A 13113-nucleotide genomic window follows, 5' to 3' on the forward strand; every position below is an offset into this window, starting at 1 on the left:
CAGGACGTACGGCGTCGCGCGTCAAACCGTGTACGAGACTAACAGCTGGGCGGGACTGCTCCGGTCAACACCCTTTGCCGACAGCGACGAGGCGTAGAGTTTCGGTGGCTCATTGCATTGGCTAAGTAAGTGGGAGCATCGATGACGCGAAGCGATCAAGACACCTGGGATCTGGCCTCCAGCGTCGGCGCCACGGCCACGATGGTCGCCGCCGCCCGCGCGCGGGCCAGCGCCGAACCGGACGCGATCATCAACGACCCGTTCGCGGCGCCGCTGGTGCGGGCTGTCGGCCTGGAGTTCTTCATCCGCCTGGTCGACGGCGACCTACCACCGTCAAAAGCCCCGACCGAGGCGCCGGCCGGCGAACGCGACCTTCGGCTCGAGACGGATTCGATCGCGGTGCGCACCCGCTTCTTCGACGACTTCTTCCTCAACGCGGCGCGCGACGGCGTCACGCAGTCGGTGATCCTGGCCGCCGGCCTGGACGCGCGCGCCTACCGGCTGGCCTGGCCGCCCGGCACCGTGGTCTACGAGGTCGACCAGCCCAAGGTCGTCGAGTTCAAGAGCGCCGCCATGGCCAACCTGGGGGCCGCCCCGACCGCCGAGCGGCGCACCGTCGCCATCGACCTGCGCGAGGACTGGCCGGAGGCGTTGCGCCGCAGCGGTTTTGACCCGTCCCAACCGACGTCCTGGAGCGCGGAAGGGCTGCTGATGTACCTGCCGCCCGAGGCGCAGGACCGGCTGTTCGACAACATCACCGACCTCAGCGCGCCGGGCAGCAAGCTGGCCACCGAGTACCACGGCGATTCCGGTCGCACCATGACCCAACGGGCGCAGCAATTCAACGAGCGGTGGGCCAACCTGGGCTGCGACATCGATCTGTCCGGGCTGTTCTTCGACGGCGAACGCAGCAATGTCGTGGACTACCTCGGCGAGCGGGGCTGGGAAGTGACCACCCGACCGCGGCGGGAGTTCTTCGCCGATTACGGCCGGGTGTTCCCCGAGGACGAGGAATCCCAGCTCCGCAACATCATCGCCGTCACGGCCACCCTGCGCTAGGAGTCCGCATGGCGGAACGCTTCGACGGCGACAGCTGGGATCTGGCGTCCAGCGTGGGCGCCACGGCCACCGCGGTGGCCGCGCGCCGGGCGATGGCATCCAAGGGCCCGAACCCCTTGATCGACGACCCCTTCGCCGAGCCGCTGGTGAACGCCGTCGGCGTCGACGCCTTCATCCGGATGATGAACGGCGAGATCGAGCTGGCGGAGGACGATCCGGCCTTCACGCCGCGGCGGCTCAGCGAGGGCATGGCCGTGCGCACCCGGTTCTTCGACTCGTTCTTTCTCGACGCCGCCGGGGCCGGGATACGGCAGGCCGTGATCCTGGCCTCGGGGCTGGACACCCGCGCCTACCGGCTGCCGTGGCCGGCCGGGACGGCCGTCTACGAGATCGACCAGCCCAAGGTGATCGAGTTCAAGACCCGCACCCTGGCCGGGCTCGGCGCGTCCCCGACCGCCGACCGCAAACCGGTGGGCGTCGACCTGCGCGACGACTGGCCGGCCGCGTTGCGCGACAACGGGTTTGACACCGCCTCGCCGACGGCCTGGATCGCCGAGGGCCTGCTGGGTTACCTGCCGCCCGACGCCCAGGACCGCCTGTTCGACCACATCACCGCGCTCAGCGCCCCCGGCAGCAGGCTGGGCACCGGCTACGTCCCCAACATGCGCGACCGCATCGAGAAGCGAGGCCGCGAGATGAGCGAGCGCTGGCGGCGGCTGGGCCTGAACCTGAACTGGGCCGAGCTGGTCTACCCGGGTGAGCGCAACGACGTGGTGGCCTACCTGGCCGGCCTCGGCTGGCAATCCACCGTGCACAGCACGCCGGAGCTTTACGCGCAGAACGGTTTTGAGTTCCCCGGCCAGCCGTCCGCGGTCGCCTTCGGCGATATCAAGTACGTGTCGGCGACGCTGAGCTAGCTGCCTCAGGCGGGCTTGGCCGGCGGCGTGCGCACCACCAGCGGCACGGCCGGGAAGCACCATGCCATCTCGGTGCGCGACTTGCGCAGCGCGGCCGTGCCGTAGCCCTTCTTGCGGTGCTCGGGGTGGATCCAGATCCGCACGTTCACCTCGCCGCGGACCAGCTCGCCGAACACCATGCCGACCTTCTCCCCCGAGTCGACGGCCACGAACCAGGCGGCCTCCTCGTCGTCGAGGCGCCCCAGCGCCGCGCGGATCTCGTCGTCGAGGCTGCCGGCCGGGCCGCCGGACCCGTCGCCGGCGGCGCCCATGTCCTCGGTGCGCGCGCCGAAGATGTCCCGGTCCTCCTCGGCGGAAAAGGGCCGCAGCTCGAGGGTCTCCCCCGAACTGGCCGGGCGCTCGCCGAGGGTGAAGCTCAGCTGCTTGTTCAGGTCCTCGAGCTCGGCCAGGATCTTGCGGCGCGAGTCCTTGGTGAGCTGGGCGAAGGACATGCTCATCACCGCTTCGGCGGCCAGGTGCGACGTGTCGAGCAGCCGGACGATCTCCTCGACCGCGACCGCGTTGTTCTCGGACTCGACCACGACATCGGCTATGTCGTGCCGGCGTTCGAGGGCTTTCAACAGGGCGTCGGCGATCTCCCGGCGGGCGGCTTTGCGGTCCTGGTCAGTCATTGCACCAGCCTAGAACGCCACCGAAGGTAGTGCGTCGGATCGTCGGTTTCCCAGCTCCAGGAAGCGTTGGTAGCGGTCCGCGGTGGCCGCGGCCCACGCGGGCTGCGGCTCCACGACGCGCTCCACCCGCGCCCACCGGGCCGCGTCGGCGATCGCGGTTTCCAGGCCGGCCGCCATGCGACCCAAAAAGGCCGCGCCCAGCGCAGCCCCCTCGGCCACCGCGGACACCTCCACCGGGCGCCCGGTGGCGTCGGCGATGGCCTGCATCCACGGCGCGACCCGGGTGCCCCCGCCCGCGGCCACGATGCGCGCCACCGGCGCCCCGCTCAACTCGATCAGCTGACGCACGACGAAGGCGGACGCCTCGTAGGCGGCGCGGCGCAGCGCGCCGGCGTCGTGGGTGAGGTCCAGGGCGTCGAGCACGGCGCGGCGGTCGGGGTCGTGGAACGGGGTGCGCTCGCCGCGGATGTAGGGCGACCAGACGGGCACCCGGCGCGGGTCTGCGGCCGTCGGATCGCCTTGGGCGACAACGCGATCCACCCAGCCGAGGAACAGCCCGCCCGCGTTGCTGGCCCCGCCGATCTGGCTCTTGCCGGGGGCGGTGTGCGGGATCGTCCACAGTCCGGGCACCTGCCGGGCCTCCGGGATGGTGTTCCACACGATCAGGGTGGTGCCGCACAGCACCAACACGTCGCCGTCGCGGTCGGCGCCGGCCACGATCTGTTCGCACAGCGCGTCGATGGCGCCGATCCCCAGCACGGTCCCGGCCCCGGGAAGCTGCCCGGCGGCCGTCCCGATCGTGGCCACCCGGGGCATCTGCTCGACGTTCGCGCCCCGCTCGGCGCATGCCGCCTCGTTCCAGCCCGTCCCGTCGAACAACGGGAAGGCGGTGGCCGCGGTCGCGAGGTCCAGCACCGCCTCGCCCGCCAGGGCGTGGTTGGCCACCGCCGGCGCCGGCCAGTACCCGGCCGCTCCGGGCGCCTCGGCGGCGGTCCAGCGCAGGAACTCGGCGGCCTCGCCCAGCGCCGGCAGGGGCTGCTCGTCGCCGCCCGGGCCGCGGCCGCGGCCGTCCCCGTACAGCAGCCCCGGCGTCAGCGGGGTGCCTGCGGCGTCGACGGCGGTCAGCGAGGGCACCATCGCCGCGACGGCCACCGCGGCGGCGTCCGGGCGGTCCAGCTGCGCGAGGGCGGCCAACGGCCCGCGCCGCCACGCCTCGTCGGCGTCGTGCTCGAGCCGATCGGGCGCCGGCACCCGCAGCTGGTGCGGCACGCGGGCCCGCGCGGTCACCCGGCCGTCGGCGTCGGCGGCCACCGCCTTGACGGCGGTGCTGCCGATGTCGATGCCGATTGTGACGCCATCACGTGACACGGGCGTCACCGTACGCCAGCATGGTGCTTCGTGACGTCAAGACCGCGCGCCTTGGTGACCGCCCCGCTGCGGGGGCCGGGCTTCGACAAGCTCCGGCAACTGGCCGAGGTGGTCTACGACCCCTGGATCGACCAGACGCCGCTGCGGATCTACAGCGGCGAGCAGCTGGCCGAGCGGATCACCGCCGAGGCCGCCGATGTCGTTGTGGTGGAAAGCGACTCGGTCCGCGGCCCGGTGTTCGACCTGAAGCTGCGCGCGATCGCGTCCACCCGGGGCGACCCGAACAACGTCGACGTCGACGGGGCCACCGCCGCCGGCATCCCGGTGCTCAACACCCCGGGCCGCAACGCCGACGCGGTCGCCGAGATGGCGGTGGCGCTGCTGCTGGGGGTCACCCGCCACCTGCTGGCCGCCGACGCGGATGTCCGCACCGGCAACACGTTTCGCGACGGCAGCATCCCCTATCAGCGGTTCCGCGGCTGGGAGATCGCCGGGCGCACCGCCGGGCTGGTGGGCCTGGGCGCCGTCGGCCGCGCCACGCGATGGCGGCTGGCCGGGCTGGGCATGCGGGTGATCGCCCACGATCCCTACAACGACGAGGCGCACCACTCCCTCGACGAACTCCTGGCCGAGGCCGACGTGGTGTCCCTGCACGCGCCGGTCACCGAGAGCACCGCCGGCATGATCGGCGCGCCGCAGTTCGCGGCGATGCGCGACGGCGTCGTCTTCCTCAACACCGCCCGGGCCCAGCTGCACGACACCGACGCGCTCGTCGACGCGTTGCGCACCGGCAAGGTCGCCGCCGCCGGGCTGGACCATTTCGTCGGCGAATGGCTGCCGACCGACCACCCGCTGGTGGCCATGCCCAATGTCGTGCTGACGCCGCACATCGGGGGCGCCACGTGGAACACTGAGGCGCGGCAGGCGCAGCTGGTGGCCGACGACCTGGAAGCGCTGCTGGCCGGCGGGACGCCCACCCACATCGTCAACCCGGAGGTGCTAGGGCCATGACATCCGTGAAATCCGTGGCCAACGCCGAGAACGCCGTGCTGGACGCCGCCAAGGACATGCTGCGCCGGGGCCTGGTCGAGGGGACCGCCGGCAACATCTCGGCACGGCGCCCCGACGGCAACATCGTCATCACGCCGTCGTCGGTCGACTACCGCGACATGCAGCTCGACGACCTCGTCCTGATCGACCCGGACGGCGCCGTGCTGCACGCCGCCGAGGGCCGGTCGCCGTCCTCGGAGGCGAAGCTGCACCTGGCGTGCTACCAGGCGTTCGACGACGTCGGCAGCGTCATCCACAGCCATCCGGTGTGGGCGACCATGTTCGCCATTGCGCACCAGCCGATCCCGGCGTGCATCGACGAGTTCGCCGTCTACTGCGGCGGGGAGGTCCGCTGCACCGACTACGCCGCCTCCGGCACGCCCGAGGTCGGGACCAACGCGGTCAAGGCGCTCGAGGGCCGGGGGGCCGCCCTGATCGCCAACCACGGCCTGGTCGCGGTGGGGCCGCGGCCCGACAAGGTGCTGCACATCACCGCGCTCGTCGAGCGGACCGCCCAAATAGTCTGGGGCGCAAGGGCGCTCGGCGGCCCGGTCCCCATTCCCGAGGACGTGAACCGCAACTTCGCCGGCGTCTACACCTACCTGCGCGCCAACACCTGATGCGGCGGGCCCGGTTCGGCCACGCGAGCGTCGGGCGGGTGCTGGAACTTCGGTTCGACCTGCCGACCCGCTCCTTCCCCGGTACGCCGCCCTCGGGGTGGCGCGACAACGCCGACCTGCTGGTGCCGGACTTCTTCGACCCCGACACCGACCAGTGGCACATCGCGATCCAAAGCTGGTTCATCGAGGTGGACGGGCTTACCGTCGTCGTGGACACCGGCGTCGGCAACGACCGCGACCGCCCGCACATGCCGCCGCTGGACCACCTCGACACCGGGTTCCTGGCGGCGCTGGAGTCGGCGGGCATCGACCGCAACGCGGTGGACGTGGTGGTCAACACCCACGTCCACTCCGACCACGTCGGGTGGAACACCATGGCGCACAACGGAACCTGGGTGCCGACGTTTCCCAACGCCCGGTACCTGGTGCCGGCCGCCGACTACCGCCACTTCGCACCGGACGGGCCCGCGGGCGATCAGCCCGGTGACCGGCTCGTGTTCGCCGACAGCGTGCTGCCCATCGAGGCGGCCGGGCAGCTCGTCGCATGGTCCGACGACTTCCAGATCAGCCCGTCGCTGCGGCTGCGCCCCGCCCCCGGGCACACGCCGGGGTCCTCGGTGCTGTGGCTGGACGCCGGTCAGCCGGCCGTCTTCGTCGGCGACCTCACCCACAGCCCGCTGCAACTGCGCCGGCCCGCCGACGCCTGCGCGTTCGACGTCGACGCCGCCGCCGCGGCCGCCACGCGGAGCCGAATCTTCACCGAGGCCGCCCGGGCCAAGGCCGCCGTGATACCCGCCCACTACCCCGGCCGCGGTGGCGCGACCATCCGCGCCGTCGGCGACCAATTCGAGGTCGACGACTGGCTGGACATCGATACGGTATGAGCATGACGTACCGCGTGGTGCAGTGGTCGACCGGCAACATCGGCACGCGGGCCCTGGGCGTCCTGCTGGAGCGCGACGACTTCGAGGTGGTGGGCGTCCACGCGTTCGGCGCCGACAAGGTGGGCCGCGACGCCGGCGCGCTGGCCAGCCAGGCCCCCGTCGGTGTCGTCGCAACCGGCGACGCCGACGCGTTGCTCGCACTGAAACCGGACTGCGTGAACTACATGCCCCGCGCCATCGACTACGACCTGGTGATCCGGATGCTGCGCTCCGGCATCAACGTCGTCACCACGGGAGATTTCGTGACCGGCAGCCACCACCCGGCCGAGCTCCCGGCGCTGCAGGAGGCGGCCCGGCAGGGCGGCGCGACGTTCCTGGGCACCGGGTTCGAGCCGGGCTTCATCAACGTCGTCGCCGGCTTCCTCACCGGCGCCTGCCGAAAAGTCCACAGCGTCAAGCTCGTCGAAACGCTGGACTGCACAACCTATCCCGTCCAGGACGTGTGGAAGGTGCTCGGATTCGGGAAGGCGCCGCGTGAGCGGGTGACGCGCCTCGACCCGGCGGCGCAACGCTACGGCCTCGGCTACTTCGAGACGCTGGACATGATCGCCACCATGCTGGGCACCGAACTCGACTCCAAGGAGGCGTTCGTCGAGCCCGCGGTGCTGACCCGCGATCTGAACCTGGGCTGGGTGGACTACGCCGCCGGCACCGCCGGTGGCCAGCGCCGCACCTATCGCGGCTATCGCGGCGGGCGCCCGGTGGTCGAGCTGGCCATCTGCTGGACCATGAGCGACGACGCGCTCGACCCGAAGTGGACCGACCCCAAGGGTTTCAGCGTGGTGATCGAGGGTGCACCGCGCGTCGACGCGACGATCCGGTTCGGCCGTCCCGGGGAGGACGTGATGACCGTGTTGATGGACAGCACGGCCGTCGCGGCGGTCAACGCCATACCGTTCCTGTGCCAGGCGCCGCCGGGCGTCATCACCCCGATCGACCTGCCCGTCAGCGGATCCCCAGGGGCGCTAACGATTTGAACCGCGCCACGCGCGGGGCGAGGTGCCGTGCGCGCGGCCGAAGAGCCGGCTGAAATAGCCCGGATCGCCGATCCCGACGCGACCGGCGACCTCGGCGACAGGGAGATCCGTTTCGGCCAGCAAGGTCCGGGCCTCGGCCATCCGGCGTTCGATGATCCACTCCTGCACGGTGCGCCCGGTGCGGCGTCGCACCACGGTGGTCAGGTGCCCCGGCGTGATGCCCAGTTCGCCGGCGACGTCGCGCAACGACAACGGCTCGGCGTGCCGCCGGTCGATCACCTCGAAGACCTCGGCCAGCAGCGGTTCGCCGCTGCGCCGCAGGTCGCCGACCACGTCGACGGCCAGCCGCGCCAGGTCGATCAGCAGCAGCGTGAGATGGGCCAGCGCGGCCTGCTGGTAACCGTCTTGGCGCGCGGTCAGTTCGGCGTCGATCGACGCGATCGCGCCCTCCCACGCCGGCCGCCGGTCCGCGGGCACGTCCAGCCGCAGCAGCCCGCCGGACCGCCCGTGCAAAAACGGGAACAGCAGCGGATGCGCCCGCCACGCCGGCCACGGCGACCGGCCATCCTCGCCGAGGGCCGCCGGATCGAAGAAGACGCCCACCCCACCGACGATGTTGCCCACGCCGGCGGGGTCGATGACCTCGCCCGCCGCCACCACATACACCCGCCCGGCGGCGGGGATGTACCACAGCGCGGGGAAGTCGTGAATGTGGCGGCCATGCGCGACCACGTCTTCGCGCCCCGCCCACATCACCGATACGGGCGGGATGTCCCCATCGCTCCGGTACTGGTAGACGGGCACGCCGCCGCGATGGCTGATCAAGCGGGTCGCGACACTCATGGCACCCAAAGATAGTCCAATTTTTGCCGAGAATCGGCTAATTATTAGGCGCCCCTGCGGTTCACCATGGAATGCATGACAAAACATCATCCACATGACTACCTGCCCGCCGCCGGCCACGACGCGCTGCTCCCCTGCTACGACCTGTTCGCCCGGCTGTTGGGGATGCCCAAGGTCTATGCCACCCTGATCGCTCAGGCCGAAATCGCCGACGGCCAGCGCGTCCTGGAAATCGGCTGCGGCACCGGCAATCTCACCACCCGCGTCAAGCGCGCGCACCCGGGCGCCGACGTCACGGGGTGCGACCCCGACCCGCGGGCACTCGACCGCGCGCGGCGCAAGGCGAACGACATCCGTTTCGACCCCGGCTACGCCGAGCGGTTGCCCTACGCCGACGGCGAATTCGACCGGGTGCTGTCGTCGATGATGCTGCACCACATCAACGGCGACGCGAAAGCCGCTGCGGCGGCGGAGATCTTCCGCGTCCTGCGTCCCGGCGGGTGGCTGCACCTGGTCGACATCGGCGGCGACGCCGCCGGCGACCACGGCCCGGCGGCCCGGCTGATCAGGCGCAATCCGCATGCGGCCGGCAACCTCGGCGACGCGATCCCCCGGCTGCTGAGCACGGCGGGATTCGACTGCACCGAGCTCGCGTCGACCCCACACCGCATTCTCGGGCGATTGAACTACTACCGCGCCACGCGACCCGTCTAGCGCTGGTCGATCGCCACCTTGACCGCGCCGCTGTCGGCCTGGTTGGCGATCGCCAGGAAGGCGTCGCGCCACCGCTCGAGTCCGAAGGTATGCGTCAGCATGGGCCGCAGGTCCACCCGGCCGGCGGCGGCCAGGTCCAGGTAGTGCGCGATCGCGTGCCGGCGCTGGCCCTCGACCTCCTCGACACCGAACGCGTTCGACCCGACGAGGGCGATCTCCTTGAAATACAACGGACTCCACTCCCAGCGGCCAGGCGCGTGCACGCCGGCCTTCACCAGCGTCCCGCGGGCGCGCAGCACCCGGACCCCGACCTCGAAGGTCTCGGGCTTGCCGATCGTGTCGTACACCACGTCGACCGCGCCGGGGTAGGCCATCGGCAGGCCGAGCAGCGGCTGCCGGAGCCGCCCGCCGCCCCAGGCCACCAGTTCCTCGATGACGGCCAGCCGGGGTTCGTGCTCCAGCACGAGATCGGCGCCGAACCGGTGGGCCAGCTCGCGCTGGGCCGCGAACCGCGCGACCACCGCGACGGCCACGTCGGGGTAGAGCGCCCGCAGGATCGCGACGGCGCACAGCCCCAGCGAGCCCGCCCCGTACACCAGCACCCGGCCCGAGGGCGGCGGCGGGTGGCGGGTGATCGCGTGCAGGGACACCGAGAAGGGGTCGGCGAACACCGCCAGTTCGTCGGGCACCGAATCCGGAACCGCGAAGAGCATGCTGTCGTGGGCGGGCATCAGTTCGGCGTAGCCGCCGGTCACGTCGGCCGACACCCCGGTGTGGATGCCGGGCTTGATGTCGCCGTCGGTAAAGCTCCAGCACAGGCTGTAGTCGCCGCTTTCGCACGCGGGACAGGGCGGGGAGATGCCGCGCGGCCCGCACGACAGCCACGGGTTGAGCACCACCCGCTGGCCGATCTGCAGCCCGCGGGCCTGCGGCCCCAGCGCGACCACGTCGGCGACCACCTCGTGCCCCATGACTTGGGGAAACGAGCAGAACGCGGACATGGCGTTGTCGGCGTCGGCCTCGCCGAAATCCATCAGGATCTGCTTGGAGTCCGACCCGCAGATGCCGGTCAGCCGCGGCCGGGTGATCACCCAATCCTCATGCGGCAGTGCCGGATCCGGCACGTCGCGCATCGCGGTCGGCGTGCGCGCGAGGTTTCGGGTCAGCGTGTTGGCGGTATCGGGTACCGCGAAGGGCTCCGGCGGCACGCCGTAGACGAGCGCCCTCATCGCGACCCCATCCCGGCCGAGCCCGCGATGAACGAGTCGAGGTCGGCGTTCTTGGCGTCGACGACCGCTTTCATGTCGGGCACGTAGTGCTCGAACGCGCCGGTGCCCAGCGCCTCGATGACGCCTTCGGCCACCTCGTCGGCGGGCACCTTGGGGCCCTGGTAGAGGGGTTCCTCGCTGCCGGGGTGGTCCCAGATCTCGGTGTCGACGGGGCCCGGTTCGATGAGCTTCACCGCGACCCCGCTGCCGTGCAGGTCCACGGCCATCGCCTCGCTCCAGCCGCACAGCGCGAACTTGCTTGCGCAGTAGGCGCTTTCGTGGATGATCCCGAGCCGGCCGCCGACGCTCGACACGTTGACGATCAGGCCGGACCCGCGGGCCAGCATCCGCGGCAGCAGGGCCAGCGTCAGCCGCATCGGCGCGAAGAAGTTGACCCGCATGACGTCTTCGACCTCGTCGGGCGCCAGCGCGGTGACGGGACGCCGTTTCGGGATCGCGGCGTTGTTGACCAGCACGTCGACGCCGCCGAGCGCCTCCCATGCCCGCAGCGCCAGCTCGGGCAGCGACGCGGTGTCCGCCAGGTCGGCCACCCACATCGTCGATTCCGGGGAGGACCGCCGGCAGTCGGCCAGCACCTCGGCCAGGCGGTCGCGCCGCCGGGCGACCAGGCCGACCACCGCGCCCCGCGCCGCCAGCCCTCGGGCCAGGGCCGCCCCCAGGCCCGACGAGGCGCCGGTGATCAGCACCCGCTTGCCTGCCGCCGCGTACGTCATCCGTCAAGGTTGCCGCTAAAGGCGGGAAGCGTACAGTGGGGGAAGCTTGTTATATCGGCTAAATATTAGATTAACTAGATCCGAACAGGGGCGACTATGACTTCCACCAGGTATGAGGGCGACACCTGGGACCTGGCCTCCAGCGTCGGGGTGACCGCGACCATGGTCGCCGCCGCCCGGGCCGTCGCCACCCGCGCCGACCGGCCGCTGATCGACGACCCGTTCGCCGAGCCGCTGGTCCGGGCCGTCGGCGTCGACCTGCTCACCCGCCTGGCGACCGGCGAGGTCAATCCGGACGACCTGAACGACGTGCACGACGGCGCCAGCGGGTCCACCGGGGCGATGTCGCGCATGGCCGACAACATGGCCGTGCGCACCAAGTTCTTCGACGAGTTCTTCCTGGGCGCGACGCAGGCGGGCATCAAGCAGGCGGTGATCCTGGCGTCGGGCCTGGACTCCCGCGCCTACCGGCTGGCCTGGCCCGCCGGAACCGTGGTGTACGAGGTCGACCAGCCCCAGGTCATCGAGTTCAAGACCCGCACGCTGGCCGAGCTGGGCGCCGCTCCCACCACCGAGCGGCGGGTGGTGGCCATCGACCTGCGCGAAGACTGGCCCGCCGCCCTGCGCGCCGCCGGGTTCGACCCGGCCCAGCCCACCGCGTGGAGCGCCGAGGGCCTGCTCGGCTACCTGCCGCCCGAGGCGCAGGACCGCCTGCTGGACACCATCACCGAGCTCAGCGCGCCGGGCAGCCGGCTGGCCACCGAAAGCGCGCCCAACCCCGAGCCCGGCGACGAGGACAAGATGCGGGAGCGCATGCAAACCATCTCCGAGCGCTGGCGCGCGCACGGCTTCGACCTGGACATGGCGGGGCTGGTCTACTTCGGCGAGCGCAACGAGGCGGCGCCCTACCTGCGCGAGCGCGGTTGGGCGATGGACGGCATCAGCATCCGAGACCTGTTCTCGGCCAACGGCCTTCCGCCGCTGGCGGACGACGACATGCGCATGGGCGACGTCCTCTACGTGAGCGGCACGCATGAGTAAGGGGCGCACCGACGGCGACAGCTGGGGCCCCGCGGCCAGCGTGGGCGCGACGGCCACCATGGTCGCGGCATCCCGCGCCGTGGCGTCGCAGGGACCCGACGCGCTCCTCGACGATCCGTTCGCCGATCCGCTGGTCCGCGCCGTCGGGTTGGACCCCTTCATCCGCATCATCGACGGCGAGCTCGATGTCGAGGACGACGCGCTGTTCAACCGGAAAGCCCGGGCCCAGCAGATCACGGTGCGCACCAGGTTTTTCGACGACTTCTTCGCCGGCGCAGGCGAAGACGGCGTGCGCCAGGCGGTGATCCTGGCTTCCGGCCTGGACACCAGGGCGTACCGGTTGCGGTGGCCGGCCGGCACCGTGGTCTACGAGATCGACCAGCCCCAGGTGCTGGCGTTCAAGACAGACACGCTGGCCAACATCGGCGCCGAACCGACCGCCGAGCGCCGCGCGGTCGCCATCGACCTGCGCGACGACTGGCCCGCCGCCCTGCGCGACGCCGGGTTCGACACTTCCCGGCCGACCGCGTGGAGCGCCGAGGGGCTGCTGCCCTACCTGCCGCCCGAGGCACAGGACCGGCTGTTCGACAACATCACCGCGCTCAGCGCGCCGGGCAGCCGGCTGGCCACCGAGCGCGTGCCCGACCCGAACGCGTTCTCCGACGAGCGCCTGGCGCGCATCTCCGAGCGCTGGCAGCGCTTCGGTTTCGACCTCGACGCGGCCGACCTGTTCTACCGCGGCGAGCGCAACGTCGTCGTGGACTACCTGAGCACCCACGGCTGGGAGGTGACGGCCCACCCCGCCCGGGACTTGTACGCGCGCAACGGCTTTGACTTCCCCGAGGACGAGATGGCGGCCACCTTCGGCGAGCTGAGTTACGTCGCCGCGACCCTCAAGTAGGGTTGA

14 protein-coding genes are annotated in these 13113 nt (G+C 71.6%); 9 read left to right on the forward strand and 5 right to left on the reverse strand.

Annotated features, from left to right (window positions below; all coding sequences use genetic code 11):
- Window positions 1-141: 141 nt before the first annotated feature.
- Together AWB89_RS21080 and AWB89_RS21085 are read left to right on the forward strand one after the other, a co-directional pair.
- On the forward strand, window positions 142-1059 hold the full coding sequence (locus tag AWB89_RS21080; RefSeq protein ID WP_085176299.1) for a class I SAM-dependent methyltransferase: 918 nt from the start codon (window positions 142-144) through the stop codon (window positions 1057-1059).
- Between the two features lie 8 nt (window positions 1060-1067).
- Window positions 1068-1976, forward strand: coding sequence for a class I SAM-dependent methyltransferase (locus tag AWB89_RS21085; RefSeq protein ID WP_085176301.1), 909 nt, complete (start codon window positions 1068-1070; stop codon window positions 1974-1976).
- Between the two features lie 5 nt (window positions 1977-1981).
- On the opposite strand, the gene AWB89_RS21090 is transcribed toward AWB89_RS21085, so the two are convergent.
- Together AWB89_RS21090 and AWB89_RS21095 are read right to left on the reverse strand one after the other, a co-directional pair.
- Window positions 1982-2647 carry a GNAT family N-acetyltransferase gene (locus tag AWB89_RS21090; protein WP_085176303.1) on the reverse strand — a complete coding sequence of 222 codons (666 nt, stop codon included), beginning with the start codon at window positions 2645-2647 and terminating at the stop codon, window positions 1982-1984.
- A gap of 9 nt (window positions 2648-2656) precedes the next feature.
- Window positions 2657-4015: a xylulokinase gene (locus tag AWB89_RS21095; protein ID WP_085176579.1), complete on the reverse strand. Its 1359-nt coding sequence runs from the start codon at window positions 4013-4015 to the stop codon at window positions 2657-2659.
- Between the two features lie 30 nt (window positions 4016-4045).
- On the opposite strand from AWB89_RS21095, the gene AWB89_RS21100 reads away from it, so the two are divergent.
- From AWB89_RS21100 to AWB89_RS21115, 4 genes are read left to right on the forward strand one after another with little or no spacing between them, the layout of a single operon-like run.
- Window positions 4046-5026 (forward strand): NAD(P)-dependent oxidoreductase, encoded by a 981-nt coding sequence (locus AWB89_RS21100; RefSeq protein WP_085176305.1) that lies wholly within the window; start codon window positions 4046-4048, stop codon window positions 5024-5026.
- Window positions 5023-5685 (forward strand): L-fuculose-phosphate aldolase, encoded by a 663-nt coding sequence (locus AWB89_RS21105; protein WP_139830641.1) that lies wholly within the window; start codon window positions 5023-5025, stop codon window positions 5683-5685. The genes AWB89_RS21100 and AWB89_RS21105 overlap by 4 nt, the downstream gene beginning before the upstream one ends.
- Window positions 5685-6569 (forward strand): MBL fold metallo-hydrolase, encoded by an 885-nt coding sequence (locus AWB89_RS21110; protein WP_085176307.1) that lies wholly within the window; start codon window positions 5685-5687, stop codon window positions 6567-6569. Before AWB89_RS21105 ends, AWB89_RS21110 begins: the two co-directional genes overlap by 1 nt.
- Before the next feature lie 2 nt (window positions 6570-6571).
- A complete protein-coding gene (locus AWB89_RS21115) occupies window positions 6572-7606 on the forward strand; it encodes an NAD(P)H-dependent amine dehydrogenase family protein (RefSeq protein WP_174627862.1) in 1035 nt (344 codons plus the stop codon).
- On the opposite strand, the gene AWB89_RS21120 is transcribed toward AWB89_RS21115, so the two are convergent.
- Window positions 7595-8449: a helix-turn-helix transcriptional regulator gene (locus AWB89_RS21120; protein ID WP_085176311.1), complete on the reverse strand. Its 855-nt coding sequence runs from the start codon at window positions 8447-8449 to the stop codon at window positions 7595-7597. The genes AWB89_RS21115 and AWB89_RS21120 overlap by 12 nt on opposite strands.
- A 75-nt stretch (window positions 8450-8524) precedes the next feature.
- Between AWB89_RS21120 and AWB89_RS21125 the strand changes: the two genes are divergently transcribed.
- Complete coding sequence (locus tag AWB89_RS21125; protein ID WP_085176582.1) at window positions 8525-9163, forward strand: class I SAM-dependent methyltransferase; 639 nt, start codon at window positions 8525-8527, stop codon at window positions 9161-9163.
- On the opposite strand, the gene AWB89_RS21130 is transcribed toward AWB89_RS21125, so the two are convergent.
- Complete coding sequence (locus tag AWB89_RS21130; protein ID WP_085176313.1) at window positions 9160-10392, reverse strand: zinc-dependent alcohol dehydrogenase; 1233 nt, start codon at window positions 10390-10392, stop codon at window positions 9160-9162. The two genes, AWB89_RS21125 and AWB89_RS21130, sit on opposite strands and share 4 nt — an antisense overlap.
- On the reverse strand, window positions 10389-11165 hold the full coding sequence (locus AWB89_RS21135) for an SDR family NAD(P)-dependent oxidoreductase (protein WP_085096979.1): 777 nt from the start codon (window positions 11163-11165) through the stop codon (window positions 10389-10391). The genes AWB89_RS21130 and AWB89_RS21135 overlap by 4 nt, the downstream gene beginning before the upstream one ends.
- Before the next feature lie 96 nt (window positions 11166-11261).
- Here AWB89_RS21135 and AWB89_RS21140 point away from each other — a divergent pair, with 96 nt between their 5' ends.
- Window positions 11262-12206 carry a class I SAM-dependent methyltransferase gene (locus AWB89_RS21140; RefSeq protein ID WP_085176315.1) on the forward strand — a complete coding sequence of 315 codons (945 nt, stop codon included), beginning with the start codon at window positions 11262-11264 and terminating at the stop codon, window positions 12204-12206.
- Window positions 12199-13107 (forward strand): class I SAM-dependent methyltransferase, encoded by a 909-nt coding sequence (locus AWB89_RS21145; protein ID WP_085176317.1) that lies wholly within the window; start codon window positions 12199-12201, stop codon window positions 13105-13107. The genes AWB89_RS21140 and AWB89_RS21145 overlap by 8 nt, the downstream gene beginning before the upstream one ends.
- Window positions 13108-13113 lie beyond the last annotated feature (6 nt).

This window comes from Mycobacterium paraense (genome assembly GCF_002101815.1).
Taxonomy (GTDB): domain Bacteria; phylum Actinomycetota; class Actinomycetes; order Mycobacteriales; family Mycobacteriaceae; genus Mycobacterium; species Mycobacterium paraense.

Bases quoted from the DNA above. Each gene is read 5' to 3' on its own strand.
- AWB89_RS21080 (WP_085176299.1), top strand. From the start codon at position 142: ATGACGCGAAGCGATCAAGACACCTGGGATCTGGCCTCCAGCGTCGGC.
- AWB89_RS21085 (WP_085176301.1), top strand. From the start codon at position 1,068: ATGGCGGAACGCTTCGACGGCGACAGCTGGGATCTGGCGTCCAGCGTG.
- AWB89_RS21090 (WP_085176303.1), bottom strand. From the start codon at position 2,647: ATGACTGACCAGGACCGCAAAGCCGCCCGCCGGGAGATCGCCGACGCC.
- AWB89_RS21105 (WP_139830641.1), top strand. From the start codon at position 5,023: ATGACATCCGTGAAATCCGTGGCCAACGCCGAGAACGCCGTGCTGGAC.
- AWB89_RS21110 (WP_085176307.1), top strand. From the start codon at position 5,685: ATGCGGCGGGCCCGGTTCGGCCACGCGAGCGTCGGGCGGGTGCTGGAA.
- AWB89_RS21115 (WP_174627862.1), top strand. From the start codon at position 6,572: ATGACGTACCGCGTGGTGCAGTGGTCGACCGGCAACATCGGCACGCGG.
- AWB89_RS21120 (WP_085176311.1), bottom strand. From the start codon at position 8,449: ATGAGTGTCGCGACCCGCTTGATCAGCCATCGCGGCGGCGTGCCCGTC.
- AWB89_RS21125 (WP_085176582.1), top strand. From the start codon at position 8,525: ATGACAAAACATCATCCACATGACTACCTGCCCGCCGCCGGCCACGAC.
- AWB89_RS21130 (WP_085176313.1), bottom strand. From the start codon at position 10,392: ATGAGGGCGCTCGTCTACGGCGTGCCGCCGGAGCCCTTCGCGGTACCC.
- AWB89_RS21135 (WP_085096979.1), bottom strand. From the start codon at position 11,165: ATGACGTACGCGGCGGCAGGCAAGCGGGTGCTGATCACCGGCGCCTCG.
- AWB89_RS21140 (WP_085176315.1), top strand. From the start codon at position 11,262: ATGACTTCCACCAGGTATGAGGGCGACACCTGGGACCTGGCCTCCAGC.
- AWB89_RS21145 (WP_085176317.1), top strand. From the start codon at position 12,199: ATGAGTAAGGGGCGCACCGACGGCGACAGCTGGGGCCCCGCGGCCAGC.